This window comes from Bacteroides sp. AF20-13LB (assembly GCF_003603065.1).
GTDB lineage: Bacteria > Bacteroidota > Bacteroidia > Bacteroidales > Bacteroidaceae > Bacteroides > Bacteroides uniformis.
In genome coordinates, this window is record NZ_QTMH01000004.1 from 86,198 (window position 1) to 106,120 (window position 19,923).

Annotated in this window: 17 protein-coding genes and 1 tRNA gene; 5 read left to right on the top strand and 13 right to left on the bottom strand. The window is 46.4% G+C overall.

Going from position 1 to position 19,923, the window contains the following annotated elements; genetic code table 11:
- Positions 1–166 precede the first annotated feature (166 nt).
- Complete coding sequence (locus DWX62_RS05370; RefSeq protein ID WP_005829223.1) at positions 167–349, bottom strand: hypothetical protein; 183 nt, start codon at positions 347–349, stop codon at positions 167–169.
- Between the two features lie 176 nt (positions 350–525).
- On the opposite strand from DWX62_RS05370, the gene DWX62_RS05375 reads away from it, so the two are divergent.
- Positions 526–759 (top strand): hypothetical protein, encoded by a 234-nt coding sequence (locus DWX62_RS05375; RefSeq protein WP_008663499.1) that lies wholly within the window; start codon positions 526–528, stop codon positions 757–759.
- Entirely contained in the window at positions 750–1,085 is a 336-nt protein-coding gene (locus DWX62_RS05380; RefSeq protein WP_005836958.1) for a type II toxin-antitoxin system RelE/ParE family toxin, read from the top strand. The genes DWX62_RS05375 and DWX62_RS05380 overlap by 10 nt, the downstream gene beginning before the upstream one ends.
- Positions 1,086–1,253: 168 nt before the next feature.
- Here the strand turns inward: DWX62_RS05380 and proS are convergent, their stop codons facing one another.
- The 12 genes from proS to DWX62_RS05440 form a co-directional block, all read right to left on the bottom strand.
- Positions 1,254–2,747: a proline--tRNA ligase gene (proS, locus tag DWX62_RS05385; protein WP_005829226.1), complete on the bottom strand. Its 1,494-nt coding sequence runs from the start codon at positions 2,745–2,747 to the stop codon at positions 1,254–1,256.
- Positions 2,748–2,862: 115 nt separating this feature from the next.
- Positions 2,863–3,420 carry a YhcH/YjgK/YiaL family protein gene (locus DWX62_RS05390; RefSeq protein ID WP_005829228.1) on the bottom strand — a complete coding sequence of 186 codons (558 nt, stop codon included), beginning with the start codon at positions 3,418–3,420 and terminating at the stop codon, positions 2,863–2,865.
- A gap of 47 nt (positions 3,421–3,467) precedes the next feature.
- Complete coding sequence (locus DWX62_RS05395; protein WP_005829230.1) at positions 3,468–4,547, bottom strand: metallophosphoesterase; 1,080 nt, start codon at positions 4,545–4,547, stop codon at positions 3,468–3,470.
- Positions 4,544–5,629, bottom strand: a complete 1,086-nt coding sequence (locus DWX62_RS05400; protein ID WP_005829232.1) for an aldose epimerase family protein — start codon at positions 5,627–5,629, stop codon at positions 4,544–4,546. Before DWX62_RS05400 ends, DWX62_RS05395 begins: the two co-directional genes overlap by 4 nt.
- 5 nt (positions 5,630–5,634) lie before the next feature.
- A complete protein-coding gene (locus tag DWX62_RS05405) occupies positions 5,635–6,303 on the bottom strand; it encodes a D-lyxose/D-mannose family sugar isomerase (RefSeq protein WP_005829234.1) in 669 nt (222 codons plus the stop codon).
- Between the two features lie 29 nt (positions 6,304–6,332).
- A complete protein-coding gene (locus DWX62_RS05410) occupies positions 6,333–7,964 on the bottom strand; it encodes a sialidase family protein (RefSeq protein WP_057087653.1) in 1,632 nt (543 codons plus the stop codon).
- 13 nt (positions 7,965–7,977) lie between these two features.
- Positions 7,978–9,471: a RagB/SusD family nutrient uptake outer membrane protein gene (locus DWX62_RS05415; protein WP_120172630.1), complete on the bottom strand. Its 1,494-nt coding sequence runs from the start codon at positions 9,469–9,471 to the stop codon at positions 7,978–7,980.
- Positions 9,472–9,502: 31 nt separating this feature from the next.
- Positions 9,503–12,682 carry a TonB-dependent receptor gene (locus DWX62_RS05420; RefSeq protein ID WP_005836952.1) on the bottom strand — a complete coding sequence of 1,060 codons (3,180 nt, stop codon included), beginning with the start codon at positions 12,680–12,682 and terminating at the stop codon, positions 9,503–9,505.
- Between the two features lie 166 nt (positions 12,683–12,848).
- Positions 12,849–13,766 (bottom strand): dihydrodipicolinate synthase family protein, encoded by a 918-nt coding sequence (locus DWX62_RS05425; protein WP_005829247.1) that lies wholly within the window; start codon positions 13,764–13,766, stop codon positions 12,849–12,851.
- Positions 13,767–13,803: 37 nt separating this feature from the next.
- A complete protein-coding gene (locus tag DWX62_RS05430) occupies positions 13,804–16,272 on the bottom strand; it encodes a sodium/solute symporter (protein WP_120172631.1) in 2,469 nt (822 codons plus the stop codon).
- Positions 16,273–16,283: 11 nt separating this feature from the next.
- The gene (locus DWX62_RS05435) at positions 16,284–17,030 is read right to left on the bottom strand and encodes a GntR family transcriptional regulator (RefSeq protein ID WP_005829254.1); all 747 of its coding nucleotides are present in this window, start codon (positions 17,028–17,030) and stop codon (positions 16,284–16,286) included.
- A gap of 335 nt (positions 17,031–17,365) precedes the next feature.
- Positions 17,366–17,438 (bottom strand) — tRNA-Gly (locus DWX62_RS05440).
- Positions 17,439–17,579: 141 nt separating this feature from the next.
- Here DWX62_RS05440 and cobU point away from each other — a divergent pair.
- Genes cobU through cobS form a run of 3 tightly spaced genes read left to right on the top strand, consistent with a single transcriptional unit; the run spans position 17,580 to position 19,914 of the window.
- Positions 17,580–18,101: a bifunctional adenosylcobinamide kinase/adenosylcobinamide-phosphate guanylyltransferase gene (cobU, locus tag DWX62_RS05445; RefSeq protein ID WP_005829269.1), complete on the top strand. Its 522-nt coding sequence runs from the start codon at positions 17,580–17,582 to the stop codon at positions 18,099–18,101.
- Between the two features lie 30 nt (positions 18,102–18,131).
- Positions 18,132–19,169: a nicotinate-nucleotide--dimethylbenzimidazole phosphoribosyltransferase gene (cobT, locus tag DWX62_RS05450; RefSeq protein ID WP_120172632.1), complete on the top strand. Its 1,038-nt coding sequence runs from the start codon at positions 18,132–18,134 to the stop codon at positions 19,167–19,169.
- Between the two features lies 1 nt (position 19,170).
- Positions 19,171–19,914 (top strand): adenosylcobinamide-GDP ribazoletransferase, encoded by a 744-nt coding sequence (gene cobS, locus DWX62_RS05455; protein ID WP_117703333.1) that lies wholly within the window; start codon positions 19,171–19,173, stop codon positions 19,912–19,914.
- Positions 19,915–19,923 lie beyond the last annotated feature (9 nt).

Here is a 19,923-nt window from a genome sequence, read left to right on the forward strand (position 1 = left end):
GTTGATGCAAATATCGCACCTCCGTGTTACGGCAGAATGTGAAGAATGTGACAATTCGGTTATAAATGACAAAAGTCACACCGGCATCGCGCAGACATGACTTCAAGAGAATTTATGGAATAAATACGTAAAAAGGATAATTCGGTCGGCATATGATGCCGGAATATCAGACAAATTCCTCGACCATATACATATCACTGACAAAATCGTCAACAATCTGTTCCAGGTTTTCGCAGGCTTCGTCAGGCGTTTCACCGTAGGCGCTGCACAACACATTATTCATAAAATAAGCGTAAAAACCACCGCCGGCTGCCGCCTCTACGGTATAGTCATTTCTGTTCAGTTTCATATTCGGGCCTCCTTTCTTTTTTTACGCTGCAAAAATGAGGGAAAGTTGTTACGAGAAGATGTGAAGGAGGTTACAATAGTATGTAGATTGGTTGGCTTTGATGCAGTGGAAAATAAATGGATTGAATATTAGGAGTTTTCATTTATTCAGTTTACCTTTGATTAAAAATAAAAGCAATGGGTAAAATTAAACCATATAAAGAGCAGGACTCTCCCAAACAAACGGCACAAGAACCGATGATGGCAACTTATCATCAATCAGCCATACCGATGGACGACTTTATCAACAGTATTCCCCGAGATGCTTTGGCTGAAGCCCTTCTATTTGCCTTAGAAGAGAATAAAGCAGGACACTGTATATCAAACTCCCAAATAGAGAGTATGATAAATGAACGCATGGGATGGAAATAGTCTGGTCTAAGTTGGCTTATGAGCACTTTTTAGAGATACTTATTTATGTAGAGAATAATTTTGGCATGTTGACGGCACAGAAAACACGTCAAAAGATACAAGACAAAGTAAATCTTTTAGCAAAACATCCGTATATAGGAATTATAGACAGTGATTTTTCTACTCTATTTAACAACATTACTGTCCGTCATTTAAAACTTTCCCCTAACGTGATATATTATTTGATTGATGAGAATAGGATTGTCATTGCAGCAATGCTTCATTCAAAACAATCTCCGGAAACTGTACGCAAAACAATCTCAGAATTTCTGAAGCAATATAAATAGCTGTTCATCAATTCATGATGAGAGATAACTCTATAAATTTAAAACCGAGAGGACGTATCAAGATATACAATCACCCCGGATTACGCGGATTAACGCAGATAAAAGTTTCTGATTATCAGAACTCCTAAAATCATCTGTGTTAATCCGCGTAATCCGGGGTGGGTATTATTAATAGGAACGTGCGAAAATCACGCGGCAGGCAGAAGGCTTGCCGGTAACCATACACTTGCCCGGTTCCTTGTCACCCGGAACAAATGAATCGAAAGGAATACAACGGATGGTTGCTTTGGTCTCTTCCTTGATTTTCTCTTCGGTTTCGGTAGTCCCGTCCCAATGAGCCAGAATGAAGCCGCCTTCTTCAATCTTTTCCTTGAATTCCTCGTAGCTGTCCACGCTGGTGATGCGGCTGTTACGGTAATCGAGCGCTTTCTTGTAGACATTAGCCTGAATGTCCTCGAGCAAATCCTTCACGTACTCTTCGATACCCTCGCAGGAACGCGTCTCCTTCTCCAGTGTATCGCGACGCATGATTTCCATTGTATTGTTCTCCAGGTCGCGGCCACCCATCACCAGACGAACGGGAACACCCTTCACCTCATAGTCGGCAAACTTGAAGCCCGGACGTTTGTTGTCGGCATTGTCGTACTTCACGGAAATACCCATTGACTTCAGCTTGGCAACAATGCCTGCCACTTTCTCGTCAATCTTAGCCAGCATCTCTGCATTCTTGTAGATAGGTACGATGACTACTTGTATCGGAGCCAGGTGCGGAGGAAGTACCAGACCGTTGTCATCGGAATGCGTCATGATAAGCGCTCCCATCAGACGGGTGGAAACACCCCAGGAGGTAGCCCAAACATACTCCAGCTTGTTCTCCTTATTGACGAACTGTACATCGAACGCCTTGGCGAAGTTCTGTCCCAAGAAGTGGGAAGTACCGCTCTGCAAAGCCTTTCCGTCCTGCATCATCGCTTCGATGGTGTAGGTGTTGAGGGCACCGGCAAAACGCTCGTTGGCAGACTTCACGCCCTTTACCACGGGCACCGCCATGTATTTTTCGGCAAACTCGGCATATACATTCAGCATCTTTACCGCTTCTTCTTCGGCTTCCTCGCGAGTGGCATGTGCCGTGTGTCCTTCCTGCCAGAGGAATTCGGCGGTACGGAGGAACAGACGGGTACGCATTTCCCAACGGAACACGTTTGCCCACTGGTTGCACAAGATAGGCAGGTCGCGGTATGAATTGATCCAGTTCTTGTAGGTGTTCCAGATGATGGTTTCGGAAGTGGGGCGGATAATCAGCTCTTCTTCCAGTTTTGCAGCAGGGTCCACCACCACACCGCCGCCATTCGGATCGTTCTTCAAACGATAGTGCGTCACGACGGCACACTCTTTGGCAAAGCCTTCCACATGTTCCGCTTCACGGCTGAGGAATGATTTCGGAATAAGCAAGGGAAAATAAGCGTTGACGTGTCCCGTTTCCTTGAACATATCGTCCAACTGACGTTGCATCTTCTCCCAGATAGCGTATCCGTAAGGCTTGATCACCATACAGCCGCGTACAGCCGATTGTTCTGCCAAATCGGCTTTTACCACCAACTCGTTGTACCACTGAGAATAGTTCTCACTACGTTTGGTAAGGTCTTTCAATTCTACTGCCATTCTATTTCGTTTTTTAAAGTTTTCGTTGATTTCTCTAAACAGTCGGCAAAAGTACAAATTTTAAAGGAAATTTATTTGAAAAACAAATAGTATTTTTAATAGAACCGAAAACACACTAATCTACATATTCTATTTTAATCACAATCTTCCTGCTTTTAACAAGTTCCCCCTTTCCCCGAACAGAAGGCTGGTGAATGTCCGAAGGGAAAAACAAGAAGAAACTGCCGGCATCGGCAGAGTAGTGTTTTATCCGGGAAGAGGTATAAAAAGCAACATCCTTTTTTGAATTATACGCCTGACGTACTTCGACGTCACTTGCCAGCCCCATCTTTTCATTTCCCCAGAGTACATACTGAAGGTCGACAAAACGGAGGTGACTTTCAATATTCCCTTTCTCCACCTCTTTGGGAATGTATTCACTGACCGTAGCCCAGCATTTCCCCTCCAGAATGACATGGTTGCCAATGGACAGCGCTTCCAAATCATGTTCGGCAAGAAAGCGGAATGCAGCATCCCAGACATCCTTGTTCTTATGATATTGGCAGGCAAATTCAACAGCATTGACTGATTTATGGGGAGAGACAGTCCAGCCATTGGACCAAACGGCACTTTTCATCCATTTCTTCGCATTTCCGGAAGTCCACTCCGGACTTGTCTGTGCTGATAAATACATACAAAAGAGTATTAATGAATAAATAATTGATATACGCTTCATATTTTTTATTTTATCGTGAATTGAAACTGGTCATAAGATTCCGTACGCCATGCCTTGTCCTTGGTTTGAGGAGAAAAGCCGAAAAGCGGAGAATAGGTCCTGACCTGCACCGTATGTCCGTCGGGCAGGAATTCGAGCAGACGCAGCCAGCCGTCTCCCCCGTTTCCACTCATGCCGCCACCCAACGCCTGGCAGTTGAACATCATCTGGTGCACATCGTGTCCGGCTGCATTCTTGTCGGTACGGAATCCCGTGGTATAGTCCAACCGTTCATTCGGAGTGGCATAGTGTCCGCACAACACAAGACGGATGTTGGCGGAAGGTTGCACCAGCTTCTGCCAGATGCCTTCGCCCGTATTGGACGGGGTTATCTTATAGCCTTCTTTGGTGATGCGCTTGCTGTCGAAGCCGGTAAGGTAGGAATGGGTGATGAGAATCACCGTATGGTCCTTGAAGCGCGGGGCAGCCACCAGCTCCCTGGCCCATGACAAGACCTCGTCGCGCGGGGCAAATTCAACGGCAATAATCAAAATCCTCCCCCAATGCTCGTCCGTTATCTCCATGGCGGCATTCTCCAGCGTAGGCAGGCCGTTTCTGTTATTGGTGGCGGCCACGATGGTCTTTCTCCATAGGCTGTTGCGCTCTATCGGGAAATATTCCGGGAAGCGGGTCATCGAGTTCTCCGAACGGGTGTAGCCGTAATCATGGTTTCCGGTAGAAATGAGATAAGGGACCTTGTTGTCCAACCGCCCGAAAGCCCGCGACACAAATGTCCACTGCTCCCGGCTCGTAAGATTCCCGAAACGCGGGAAGGGAGGTAGAATACATTCATTCTGGTCTACCAAGTCGCCCGTACAAAGCACCGCCTTTACACGGAGGGAGTCTATATGATGAGCGGTCCACGCCGTCATCAGCTCAAAAACCGGCTGGTTATAGTCATACTTCACGTAGTTTTGCGGGTCGCCCAGCAGGACGATGGAAAAAGAATTAGGATTGCACAAATGCTGCTGGTTGGTATTGACTTGTGCCCGGAGCTGGAGGAATGCCAGCAGGCATCCCAAACAAAGAATGATTCTGTTTTTCATGGTTGCGTACTGAATTGATAAATACATGTCTGTTTATAAAGGTCTCCTTCACGTAATACGATGGAGGGGAAATGCGGATTGTTCGGTGTATCGGGAAAGCACTGGGTTTCAAAGCAGACGGCGCTACGACGCGGATACACAGTGCCATGCATGCCCGTGAAGCCCGGCAAATAATTGCCGGTGTACATGATAAGCCCCGGCTCTGTGGTATAGATATCCATTCTGCGCCCACTGGACGGACTGATGCAGGTGGCGGCGAAAGAGAGCTCATGCAGCGCGGGTTTCTTCAAGACAAAACAGTGGTCATAACCGTGGCCGTTGAGCAACTGCAAGTCTTTCCGGTTGATGCGTTCGCCTATGGAATGGTAGTCGCGGAAATCAAAAGGCGTATCGCCCACTGCCCTGACTTCACCGGTATTGTTCGTATTCATGTCGATAGGCAGGTAGAAATCCGCGTTTATCCTCACCAGATGGTCTTCAATGGAAGTAGTGGGAGTTCCCATGCCCGCCAGGTTAAAATAGGCATGATTGGTGGGACAGAACAAGGTGTCGCGGTCTGTCTCCGCCTCATAATCTATACGGAACCCATTGTCGTCCGTCAAGGTATACATCATCCTTACCGTAACATTGCCCGGAAAACCGGCTTCTCCATCGGCATGGAAATGCCGGAGGAGAAGTTGGTTTTCACACGGTTGCTGTGCTTCCCACACCACCGTGTGAAAACCGTTATCACCACTGTGCAGAGTATTAGAAACAGAGTTAAGCTGTAAGTGATAATCTTTTTCTCCTACACGGAAAGCGCCGTGCAATATGCGTCCGGCTACGGGGCCTATAGTAGCTCCTATATAATAGTCCTTGCTTTGCCTGCGGGCCTCTTCCAGCGTATCGAAGCCTATGACGACATTTTCAAACTTACCATGACTATCAGGAGCCATGATGGATAAGACGATGGCCCCGTAGTTCGTGACGCACATCTCCATACCGCTGCCATTGCGCAGTATATAAAGGCCGGTATCCTTTCCGTTGATTACGGACCGGAAATTATCAGGATTCAATCCCGTCAGGTTGGTCTTATCTTTCATACTTTCTAAACTTCGGGATATTCGTTGCACAACAGATGTTCGGCCGGAACATCCTCTTCTATCTGCGGGAAACGCCCCTTGGGGGTGAGGAAACGGTTGTCTCTCATGTCATCGTTCACTGTAGAGACTTCGCCTACCAGACAATGGTCGTCCTCGGCCCAGAAAGTATGGTAGAGATAAGGCTCATAACAAATGCTTTGTCCGGGAGCAAGACGCACCGTTTCTCCGGGAGCTACCCGTGTACTGACTCCGTCGATGGAAACGACAAGCGGTTCTTCAGTCAGCATTTCAGTTTCCTTGTCGGCCTTCCACAGACGCATGCAGAGGATTCCTCCACCCCGGTTGATGATGTCTTCCGTTTTCAGCCAATGGAAATGGGTGGGAGTAACTTGTCCGCAGCGGACAAACATAATCTTTTCACAATAGGGTTTGTCTTTCTTCTGCAGACTTCCATTACGGAGGGTTACCAGCGTCAGGCCGATTTTCAGGAAATCGCCCCAGCCGAAGTCGGTCAGGTCCCAACCCATGGCTCTTTCCCGGATATCATCACATTCCGGTCCTTTGGTCTTCCAGTCGTCCGGAGTCCAGTCCGCCCATGGAGGCAGCATGAAGTGGTACTTTGTCATAAATGCTTTGGCTTCGCGGATATATTGATTGATTTCACTGCGTTTCATATTTATCTATTTTTTAAGGTGTTATACTTTTATTTCTTCAATAATTCTTTCAGCGGGATAGCCTGGAACTGAATGTCGGCTTGACTCCCCTCATAAAAGATACCTATGGTATGCTCGTCAATAGAAGTCATGCAAGAGTACCCCGCCCCCCTACCTTCATCCAACAACATCCAATACTCCTCGGGCCAAGTTTGCCCGTCATCGAAACTCACCTTAATGGTAATGTTGTTACGGCGCTCTTTTGAATTAGGATTGGCAAAGAGTAATACATGACGTTCTTCTCCGTCTTCAATATAATCATGGCGCAGCAAGGATGCCTGGCAAGCCGGTTCAATGAGAGCTCTGCGCGACGTGGGATGTTCCGTCCACGTTTTTCCCAAATCGGCAGTGACGGCAATGGCCCGCCCATTACCTTCCTGACGTCCCCGGTTGCTGCGCTCACGCATGTTCAACATCAAGGAATGGTCTGAAAGTTCTACCACCTGACATTCGTTGGTATTGTAGTAGGCCGGTTCGCCTACGGTCCAGTTTTCGCCCTTGTCTTTACTCCACATGATTGTAGAGAACTGAAGCCCGTCTTCGTTCCGCCCCTCTACCGGAAATACCAATGTACCGTCTTCCATTGTGATGCCACGACCCGGTCCGGGAGCAAGCAGCCACCATTTTTCCTTTTTTACTTGGCGGGTAATGTTACGCGGCTCACTCCAGGTAAGTCCGTCGTCGGTACTCTTACTAATCAGGAATTGAGAACTTTGTTTGACACCATATCCCGGCTGAGAACCGTGCGCACGCCACTGGTGGTTCCATACGGTCGAGGTATCGGTAAGATTCTCTATCCATTTGCCCGTCTTGGGGTCCAAGACTCCGTGCATCCATAACCCTATGACATAGAGGTCTCCGGTGAAATCATCCGACAAGATGCAACCATCACTCACTCCATTATATTTCTGAGGTAGCCCGCCCCATTCTTTCATATCCAGAACAGTCTGCATGGGTTGCCAAGTCCGCCCTCCATCTTCACTGCGATTGATGGCAATATCAATGTCGCCCTGCAAATCGTCATCTCTTTCATTGCGTGCATCATACAAGGCCAGCAAGGTACCTTTCGTCGAAGTCACCAATCCGGGAATGCGGGAAGTGTGTACCCCGTCCTGACCCGGCTGCCGCAGGGCCACTCCTATACGGAGCGGCTTTACTGCGGGCAACTGGCGGATGCCCACCAGCCCCAAGTCTGTCTGGACACTGCTGCATGAGATTTCAATCTTGCTTGTAGCCTGCGCCGCATCATCCCTCAGTCGGAGTGTCACCCAGCATGTCAGTGTATCTTCCTCTATCTGCCGGCCTACCTTAAAACTCAATTGTTTGTTCACCGGTTTGGCACTTGCACAAACCTGCCCACAATTCTCATCCAAGAACAGCGAAGCGGAAACGACATCACCGGAACGGACAGTTCCATCCAAAGTGAAATTTATCTTTTCCAACTGATATGCCACGCCGCTGTTCCTAATCAGACGCAGACACAATACCGGATTATGCTCCTTCAATGTCAACACCGGATATACCGGTTGCCGAATCTCCACCGCTATCTTATCCGTATAATTTTGGCATGCCATGATGCCCCAAGCAGACAAGACCAGTAAAAGTATAGTCTTATATCTCATATCATCCCAATATTTATTTGTAACCTTCCGTTTGTGTTATATTCGGATTAGTATTGAGACAAGCAGGAGCAATAGGCCACAAGGTAACATTCTTCTCCCCTTCACGCCCCTTCAAGGTCTCAATAAGCTCGAATTCCTTATTAAAGCGAAGGTATGCCCACCATGCTTTTGATTCTGCGACAAACTCTTTCAGTATTTCGCTGATAATGGCATTGTCTATGGCATCCTGAGTCCTTGCCGTGTAGTAGTTGTCTACCCCATAAGCACGCTTGGCCACTACATTCAGATTCTGCAAAGCGGCATCCGTATTTCCCAAGGCATTTTCCACTTCAGCTTTCAAAATATAGGCTTCGGCCAAACGATAGACGGGGACATCACTGTCAAAACTACGCGTATCATTGGCAAAGGAGCCTTTGAACTTCACAACCATCCTTTTAATCTGTACTTCTTCCGTCAGGAACTTATCCTCGAATACCCGTACTGAAACATCCGTACGCGTGTCACGTGCATCCTCAGCCAGGAAATCGCAATAGGCTTGCGTGGGCACAACATACTGGGCATGGGAACCGGCAGGAACCTCATCCTCGGTATATCCGGCTTCCCTCAGCCGGGTTCTGTCACCGTTAGGTGCCAGATAATAGGCGAAAAAGTTGGGGGATGTTCCCGGAGTCACATTTTCATTGACGATATAGGGCAATGTCCAGATAAGCTCAGAATTGGCTTCGTTGTTTAAATTGAAAATATCGGCAAACGTGGGAAGAAGTGCATATCCGGCTTTCAATACCGCATCAACAGAAGACTGCGCCGTACTCAGAGCCGCATTCCCTCCTCCCAGACGCTTTGCCTTCCATAAGTAATATTCAGTACGCAACATGTTGATGGCTGCCGGAGATGCCTTATGGAGAAGCTTGGAAGAAGCGGGCATCAACCTTAAAGCTTCTTCTATATCGGTTTCGACCTGAGCATATACTTCAGAGGCCGCCGTACGGCTGGGATACATGTCCTCCTGCTTTTCTGACTCAAAGCCGGAAGTCAGTAGTGGACAGTCACCGAATACCCGCACCAGAGTAAAGTAACAATATGCCCGTAGGAAATAGGCATTGGCCATCACCTCATTACGTGTAGCTTCATTGGTGAAAGAGATTTCCGGAGTATGCTTCAGAATCAAATTTGCACTATTAATGGTAGTATATATGCTACTCCAATTTGTACCTGCATCACCGCTCAGCAATACGTTTGTACCCACTCTATTAAAAAACGCATCATTTACCGCCCCACTCTCATACCAGTTTGAGCGCATCTCTCCATAGATGTTGAGCAAATCGGAAAAGGCAGAACGGAATTGAGTATATGCTCCATTTACCGCACTCGTAGCATCGCTCTCCTCTGTCCACATGGACAAGCTGGTGAACTGGCTGGGCTGTATCACATTCAGGTCTCCATGACATGATGTAAAAAACGAGACCCCACTTATAAGAAGAATGCCGGATAATATTTTTATTTTCATAATTCTTATTTTTCGTATTAAACTTCTTTTATCACAAAGTAACTTTACATCCGATAGAGAACTTACGGATAGGCGGATAGGTGTTGAAACTACCGGAATAGGTACTTGATGCACCTACTTCGGGAGAAAGGCCTATTACTTCCGTAAAATAATGCAGATTGTTTCCGGCCAGGGTCAATACCAGCCCTTTCAGACCAATCTTTGCCAGCAATGCCTGAGGCAGAGCATATTGCAGAGAGATTTCACGGATACAGAGATAATCGGCTTTCTGGGTGAAAACATCGGAGTTGTCCCGGAAATTCTTATTCAACTCATCGGAGTCATTGCCTGAGAAACGGGCATACTTGGCCTTACTCGGGTCATCCCCCACATTCCAGCATTTTAGGATTTCAGCAGGCAGGCTGGTGTTTCCATTCATGAAATTACACATCTGGCGTTGCAGATAACCATTGGAAATGGAGTGCCCCAAAGCAAAATCAAGATAGACATTCAAAGTGAAGCCCTTGTAAGTGAAAGTATTGTTCAAACCTCCGGTGGTATGGGGAATCGTATTTCCCAGCAGGAACATATCATTGCTGTTGATGATATCGTCTCCGTTCAGGTCTTTCCACTCATAGTCTCCGATAGTCTTTTTTCCGACACCCAGTTTCTGTTTCGTGGTCCAGTCCCAACCTTTGGATGAGGTGTCATAACGGGCATTGGCAGCCTGCTCGGGAGTTGTAATGATAAAGTCTTTCTTATATCCATAGAAACGCCCCAACGGTTCACCCTCGGCAACACCTCCGAATTCTTTGGTCGTGCCATCCTGCATTTTTACAGAGTATCCTCCCTGGCGGTTCTTGTCCCGTCCGTTTTCGGGCAGTTTAAGCACCTTGTTCTTTACGTAAGTAATGGTGAATTTAGATTCCCACGTGAAATCCTTCTTGACAATGTTACGTGTTGTTATTTCAGCATCGAAACCACGGAAACGTACTTTTCCAAGATTGGTAAGGATGGAACCGTATCCCGACGTATTGGGCAATACTTTGGAAGTAATCAGGTTATCCGTAATCTTATTGAAATAGTCTATACCCAATATGATGCGGTTCTTGAACAAGCCTAAATCAAAACCTAAATCCAATTGTGTGGAAGTCTCCCATTCAAGAGCCTTGTTAGGCATGGCCGAAGAAACGGTCGCAGCACTTTGATCATAACTGGTGGTAATGGCATACAATCCTAATGCATCGTAATAGCCGATGGAGTTGTTACCGGTCTGCCCATAACTGCCACGCCACTTCAAATTACTTATAAAACCGATATTCTGCATAAAAGGCTCATCACTCATAACCCATCCGACAGACAATCCGGGGAAGAATCCCCATTGGTTGCCTTTGGCAAAACGGGAAGAGCCGTCCTCACGGAAAGTAGCAGTCAACATATATCTTTTCAGATAATCATAGTTCAATCGGCCGAAATAACCGATATTCACATCTTCCTGCTTGGTCGACGTTGCATCGGAATAAACAGAACCTCCGTTCAATGTCGGTATCTTGTCGGAGCTGTGTCCGGTAGTGGCAGCATACACATACTTGTACAAATATTGCTGATAGGAATATCCTACCATCGCACTGATGCTGTGTTTATCGGCAAACGTTCTTGTATAGCTGGTGTAGAATTCCAGTTTCTTCCGTTGCTCATCCGTCATGTTGGTAGTCGCCTTCCGCGTTCCATTCATCGGGTTGGCACGCATGAATGTATCTCCATGGCTGTTTTGCGTAAACAAAGAAGCGGTGCCCACAGCATGCCATCCTTTCAAAACTTCCCAATCAAGAGAGCCGACTAACCCCAAACGGTTGGTACGCTGATTGTTATCATTAAAATACGAGTAGAAGCTCGGATTCGGAGACGAAGAGTTTGGACCTGGCGTCGGGGTTCCGTACCATTCATTGTCAGACACCCAATATTTACGTTGAACGGCCGGGGTCATCAGTCCACGGGAAATCACCTGATACTGACTGGCATACTCTTCGCTATTCGTCTGGCTGTAATCTATGTTGCTACTGAAAGTCAGGTTCTCTCTGATTTTGGCAGTTACATTAGTACGGGCATTGAAACGGTCGAATGCCGTGCCTACACCTACACCGGAATCTTTCATATAGCCAATACTGCCCACATAGCTCAATTTCTCCGTACCTCCTTCTATCCCCACATAATAATTTTGCCAAAGAGCATTCTTGAAACAAGTACTGGCCCAATCATTATCTTCAAAAATCAAAGTCTTACTGGGATCCAACGGATCAGCCACAGACTTCCATCCTGCCGGAATGCTCTCTCCATCCCTCAGGTAACGGGTAGAAAACTTGGAAGCATCCGTATTGCCGGAACTATAAGCATATCCGTCAAGGTATAACTTTTCCGGACTGGGTCCGGAAGCCCAACGATCGCGCATGATAGTAACAGCTTGGGTAGCATCCAGATACTCAATCATCCGCTCCACATTCTCGTTTGCAAAGGAAGCCTCAAACGTCACTCGAGGAGCACCGCTTTTTCCTTTTCTTGTCGTAATCAGGACAACTCCATTCGATGCACGCGAACCATAAATAGCAGAAGAAGCGGCATCCTTCAAGACTTCGATAGATTCGATATCATTGGGATTGATACCCGCTGTACTGCGCTCTACGCCATCAACTAATATAAGAGGAGAATTACTCTGACTGATAGATGAACCACCACGAATCAAGAACGTAGCCTCTGCACCCGGAGTATTGTTCTCATTGTACACGCGTACACCCGCAATTTTACCCTTCAGCCCTTCTCCCACAGTATTGATAGGAGTTGCCTTCAATGTTTCTCCATCCACCTTGCTGATGGCGGATGTTACGGTACGCTTGGATTGGGTACCATAACCTACAACCACCACTTCATCCAGCCCCATGGTGGTCGGTTCCATCCGGATGTTAAGAATCTTTTGATTAGTAATCAAGATTTGCTGTTCATCATAGCCCACATAGGAAAATACAAGAGTTTCCCCCTTGCTTACTTTCAGCTGGAAAGCGCCATTCATATCCGTAATAACTCCTCGAGTCGTACCCTTCACAGCGATGGAAACTCCTGGAAGAGTTTCACCAGTATTGTCCACTACTACACCTGATAGGTTAAATTCTTGTGCCCAAAGCAAAAATGGGCAAAATAGTAGAAAAGTTATGAGGTGAAAATGAAATATTTTTCTCATCTTTGTTACGATTTTAATAATAAATTGTTTCAGTAATTTATTTAAGGGGAAACGGGAAGTGCCAATACTCGTTTCCCCTCCCTTTTCGGGGGTCAAACTTAAGTTGGCCAATGAGTTTTTTCATTGGATGTATTGTTGCAATATCTCCATAGGCAATCGTTTTTAGTTAATTAATGTATTTGAAGAATTCCGTATTTTTCAATTCGTTTCTTGTCTCCTCCAGCTCTTCTTCAGAACAAGGAGCTATCGGCAATCGACATGGTCCACAGTCTATTCCTGCCAGTTTCATGAATATCTTACCGGCTCTGACTCCTCCCCCATGCTTTATCAGCACATCAATGATTTCAACAGATTTCCATTGCATTTCACGGGCTGTTTCAAGGTCTCCCTTTTCCATGGCTTCCATCACAGCTTTGTATATACCCGGAACATAGTTGTAGGTACTGCCTACGGCAGCCTTGGCTCCAACCGACAATCCGGTAATCAGTATCTCATCAAAACCATGCAAGACTTCGAACGCCCCACCGTCCGCATGAATGCACTGCTGCATCTCCATCAGGTTGTTATGAGTAAACTTGACTCCCACCAGATTGGGAATTTGCTTCTTGCCCTCTATAAGGAACTTGTGTACCGGCAAGGAAACCCCGGTTATGGACGGCATGTTATAGTAATAAAACGGCAAGCGGGAAGCCGATGCAGCTATCGGCTTGAAAAAACCTATCAGCTCATCTACAGAACCGGGCTTGAAAAAGCAGGGCGCCATGGCTGCTATCATATCAGCTCCAATAGCTTGCGCATGGGCTGCCAGCTCGGCACACTGAACCTGCGACATGCCACCTACATGCACTATCACTTTCAGTTTTCCCTTGGCTGCCTCCATCCATTTTTCCGCAACAGCCTTTCGTTCTTCTGTTGTCAGAGAAACGGATTCTCCCGTCGTGCCACAAATAAACACTCCCGTCACACATTTCTTTTGCATCAGAAACTCTGCATACGGCCCGATCACCTGCAAATTTAAGGAACCATCTTCGTGCATTGGCGTAAATGGTGCAGCGATTAATCCTGTTAAAAGTCGTTTGTTCATAAATAAAATTATATTATAATTAATGATAGGTTCAAACCTATTTTTTCTTAAAGAACAAGCTTGTCAGATAGCCTATGACAAAACATGAGATAAAGCCGGACGCCGTGTACAAAAGCAAATGGAACGTCTGGAATCTGGCAACAAACAATTGTACGATGATACTTGCGACTATACCAATGATTGCTCCTCCGGAATTGGCGCGTTTGGTAAGCATGCCCAACATGAACAGTCCTCCCATACTACCCAATATGAGCCCGAGTATCTTGTTGAATTCGTCCCACAATGAAGCGATATTCCATGTTGCCATAAGAAAAGCAAAAGATAGACTAATGATTCCTATCACACAAGTTGCCATACGTGCCGCACGCAATTCATTGCCCCCCTCTCCCTTATGAAAGAAACGTGAATAAATGTCTACTATATAAGCTGTGGCTGCCGAATTCATACTGCCGCTCAAAGTGGACATTGCCGCTGCGAAGATGCCCGAAATCAACAACCCTACAATACCGACCGGCAATTGGGTAAAAATATACCACGGGAAAATAGCATCGCCGTTAGGAATACTGATACTCAGATTCTCAGGATACACCTTGTAATAGGCATAAAGCGCAGTGCCTATAAAGAAGAAAATCAGTGTGGCGGGAACAGTCAGTATCGCATTGGTCCATACACTCTTCCGTGCCTCTTTCATCGAAGAGGTAGTGAGATAGCGCTGCACCATACTTTGGTCCGTCCCATAGGTGGTAAGATGGGTAAAACATGCGGCAATAATGACGGTCCACATCGTAGCATCCTTCAAGTCAAAGTTCGTCGCTCCCAAATCGAACTTACCGTTTGCCACGGCAATATCAATCGTTTCACCCAATCCACCGGGAAGAGAACACGAGATGTATATCACTGCAAATATCGCTCCTCCCAACAGTACAATTACTTGAATGGCATCTGTCCATACAACCGCCTCTATTCCCCCTATCATTGTATATAGAATACTACAAACTCCCATAATACCGATACATAGGAATATATCCAATCCAGTCACCACATTCAAAGCAATGGAGGGCAGAAAAAGCACGACACCCATACGCCCTACCTGGAAAATAATAAAGGCCAGACTGCAAATAACCCGGATAAAGACATTGAAACGTATCTCCAGATATTCATAGGCAGTCGTTATATTCAATCTCCGGAAAAAAGGAATAAAGACATAAACAATGACGGGGGCAACAAACACAATACCGGTATTGAACAACACATAACTCCAGTTAGTGGCATATGCCTTGGAGGGTATAGCCATGAAGGTGATGGCACTCAACGCGGTTCCGAAAAGACTCAGCCCGGCAGCCCACCACGGAATGCGTCCTCCACCCTTGAAATAGTCATTCGTACTTTTCTGGCGCCGTGAAAAGTAAATTCCAATTCCGGCCAATACGGCAAAATAACCGATAATCACAAGGATATTGACAAGTCCCAACCCCTTTTCCAAAGGAACAATATCCCCTTGAAGGCTGTACAGTCTATTCGTTCCGGAACTGGCATTGCTACCGAGTATAACGAAGGAACGGTTTCTTTGCAAGACTTGCATGGTGTCATAGGTACCTGGAATACATTCAGACTTGACAAGAGTCTGCGTAATTGTATGGTATTTCCATAAAGCATTCTCTTTTTTAAGATGCTGTGTATCTTCCGGCTCTTTCTGAAAAAGAAGTATATGGTTGGCTCCGCTGGCGACAGCAGCACATATTCCTTTCGGAAAATCCGAACCTAATGAACTCCATTTACCCAATTGGGGGTTATAGACATATCCGTCAGTCAAGCAAGAAGACAACCCTTCTTCCGTTTCCGTCTGTCCACCCAATAAATACAGACAAGGGGAAACGCCGTTGTTCTGTACCACGAGAATTGCATCTTCCCGGACGCATCCCGGATAGCCCGGTAGTTCTTTCCATCCTCTGGACTTGTTCGACAAGTCCAGCACAAAAAAAGAATCCGATAACCTGGACGGACTTACCGACTTCCTGCCTCCAAACAAATATACCTTATTGTCCAGTAGTGCTCCTGCCGCGTTAGACAACGGAAAAGGAAGTGGCGGCCAATCTTCCGAAACATTCAGTTTGCCCTGCTGCATTGTGACAAGAAATACATCTTCGTAGCATTGGGAAGAATCACGCCCTCCAATACACAAGATACCGTCAGAGAGTGTTATGGAAGCGCCATAAGCCAACGGCTTGGACAACACATCTTCATACAAAGCGAATCCGGCATTTTCAGAAAGGCATACCGCATTTCTTCCCCATCGGCTATAATCGTCGGAAGTGCCGCCTGCCAATACAATTTGTCCGCCAAGTACTCCGGAAAAGAGTCCCAAAGTGTTGTGTTCCTCATTAAAAACACTCTCGTTGCCCCACTTTATCTGCTCAGAATGAGAAGCATCTGCAGCTCTCAGGCTTTGACCCCAAAACAAACAAAGGCATACCAATGCAACACAATTATTTACAATCCGTGTCATTTGTCATATTTTTATTGTGATTGACCCTTATTCTGTTCTCCTAACACTGCCCTATCATAAATCAGCTTCTTATAGACATAAAAGTGTTGCTCGATAGCATTTCTGTAGCCCATTTCATCCTTATTCTTGATAAAGTTCAATAAATCGGTGTGAGTTACAATCTTTCCCTTTTTCTCCAGTTCTATATTTATAGCTTCCACCCGTTCCCTCAAATTGGTTTTTACAAAGTTCATAACCGGATGAATGATGCTTTGGAACTGTACAATCGTCTTATTCCCCGTTATTTCGTATAGTTTTGAATGGAAAGTATATTCGCTGAGATTGGCATATTCGTTGTTCCCCAATGCAACGCCTGCATTAACAATCTCTTCCAGTTCCATAATATCCTGCTCTTTAATATTATGAAATATGTCACTACTGATTCCTATCTCCAAGGCAACCCTAAATCCCAAAAGATCGAGAAGTGATTCCTGGCTCATAATACGGGGATCAACCACTCTCTTCATTCCCCCTAAGATGAAAGGCTCAGTTAATATCATTCCACGACGTGTACGGCTTTCAATCATTCCCATCATTTTCAGACGGCTAAGAGCTTCCCGAAGAACACTACGAGCTACCCCCAACGCTGACGACAACTCAATTTCGTTAGGGATAGAATCACCCACTTTCAAGTCCTGACTTCTGAAATAATTCAATAACTTGTCTTCCACTTGGTCTACCAAAGTAATCGACTGCCCATCAATTTTTAAGTTTTCCATATATTAAATCGTGTTATTATTAGTCCTATTAGTATTATTTGTCAGACAAATAAATGGATAATTTTTAATAAAAGCAACATATAAAGAATATATTATTTCTTCTTTTATATTTATTAACTTTTAAAGTGTTGCATTTTTGCAAATTTACTATTCACGATGTAATATATGTTTCGGCTATATTACATATGCGAACAAACAATAAGAAAAACAGAAAAAGGGGAAAAACAATATAAGTGCAGCTTAAAAAATAGTTTAGAAGAATTATTAATACCTGAGAATGAATGTTCTTAAAAAAGAAAAAGACTGAATAACTAAGTATTCAGCCTTTTATAAAGAGCGGCAAGCGAGACTCGAACTCGTGACCCTCAGCTTGGGAAGCTGATGCTCTACCAACTGAGCTACTGCCGCATAAACATTTCCAAGGTCATGCCTTAAAAACGGTGGCAAAGTTAATAAATTCCTTCCTAAAAAAACAAACGTTTCGTCAAATATTTCCTATTTTTGCTCGGGAAAACAAAGATATTCTTTCAAAATACAGACTAAATACCAATGAAACGAATCATACTCATCACCGGAGGAGCACGTTCCGGCAAAAGCACCTATGCGGAAAAGCTGGCACTCGAGCTCTCTCCCACTCCCGTTTATCTTGCCACGGCACGCATCTGGGACGAAGAATTCCGCCAGAGGGTAATCCGGCATCAGGAACGCCGGGGACCGGAATGGACAAACATCGAAGAGGAGAAAGAACTCAGCCGCCACCGGCTGGAGGGACGGATCGTCCTGATAGACTGCATCACCTTATGGTGTACCAACTTTTTCTTCGACCTGCATTCAGATACCGACCGGGCACTTGCCGCAGTAAAGGCAGAGTTCGACCGCTTCACGGCACAAGACGCAACCTTCATCTTTGTAACCAATGAAATAGGTATGGGAGGAACTTCCGAGAACGAACTGCAACGAAAGTTCACGGACATGCAAGGCTGGATGAACCAATATGTAGCCGCCCGTGCCGACGAAGTGATACTGATGGTATCCGGCATCCCACTTACCGTAAAAAACACTCATTCATAAAACAACAGACAATTAAAATCCAACAGACTGATGAAAACATTTCATATCACCCGTCCGGACGAGTCAATCCGTCCCGCATTGATTGACAAAATCAACAACCTGACCAAACCCAAAGGTTCATTGGGCATTTTAGAAGAACTGGCACTCCAAATCGGACTCATACAACAGACATTATCCCCCACCTTGAAACATCCGCAAAACATTATCTTCGCCGCCGACCACGGCATTGTAGAAGAAGGGGTCAGTCTGTCTCCAAAGGAAATCACCTGGCAGCAAATCAGCAACTTCCTTCATGGAGGGGCAGGTGTCAATTTCCTCTGCCGGCAGCACGGCTTTACCCTGAAAATAGTAGATGCAGGAGTAGACTACGACCTCCCCTACAAGAAAGGCATCATCAATATGAAAGTGCGCAAAAGTACCCGGAGTTATCTGCACGAGGCAGCCATGACGGAAGAGGAAATGGAGATGTGCCTGGAACGGGGTGCCGAGGTGGTGCGCCAATGCCATGAAGAAGGCAGCAATGTCCTCAGCTTCGGTGAAATGGGTATCGGAAACACCTCTTCATCCTCCTTGTGGATGACCTGCTTTACCGGTATTCCTCTGGAACAATGTGTCGGCGCAGGCAGCGGACTCGACAGCGCGGGCATCCGCCACAAATACGAAGTGCTGAAACAGTCTATGGAGAATTACAAAGGCGACGGCTCTCCCCGGGACATCATCCGCTACTTTGGTGGACTGGAAATGGTAATGGCCATAGGCGCCATGCTGCAAGCTGCCGAGCTGAGGATGATTATCCTTGTTGACGGATTCATCATGACCAACTGCCTGCTTGCCGCCGCCAGGCTCTACCCGGAAGTGACGGATTACGCCATCTTCGGACACTGCGGAGACGAGTCGGGCCACAAACTGGTACTCGACGCCCTGCATGCCCGTCCGTTGCTGAATCTGGGGCTGCGTTTGGGAGAAGGAACGGGGGCCATCTGTGCATATCCCATTGTCGACTCGGCCGTGCGGATGCTCAATGAAATGGATAACTTTGCACATGCCTCCATCACCAAATACTTTTAACATGAATAATATCTTAGCAGCATTCATCATGCTCACCCGACTGCCCTTCTGGAAAATCAAGGAAGTACCGGCAGAGTGTTTCAAGCATGTGGTTCCCTATTGGCCGCTTGTAGGCTGGCTGACGGGAGGCGTGATGGCGGCAGTGCTGTGGCTTGCCGGACAGATTATGCCGGTGTCATTGGCATGGATTCTTGCCCTCATCGCACGCCTGCTTGTCACCGGTTGCCTGCACGAAGACGGGCTGGCGGACTTTTTCGACGGTTTCGGTGGCGGCACCACCCGAGAACGGACTCTAGCCATCATGAAGGACTCCCACATCGGAAGCTACGGTGTCATCGGATTGATATGCTATTTCCTGCTGTTGCTCCAACTTCATCACCTGCCACTGGGACTTCTCTGCATCCTTGTGCTCTGCGGTGACTGCTGGTCCAAGTTCTGTGCCTCCCAGATTGTCAACTACCTGCCCTATGCCCGGAAAGAGGAAGACAGCAAAAGCAAGACCGTCTACAACCGCATGAGCTGGCACGAGTTACTGGCCGGATTTCTTTGCGGCCTGCTTCCTTTCGTACTGCTGCTGCCTATAAAACTGTGGATTGCCACCCTCTTCCCCCTGCTCACCTTCTTCCTGCTCTACCGATTGATGAAGCGGCGCCTACAAGGATATACGGGTGACTGCTGCGGGGCCACTTTCCTGCTATGCGAACTGTCCTTCTACTTGGGAAGCCTTATTCTAATTATAAATTAACAACTGAAA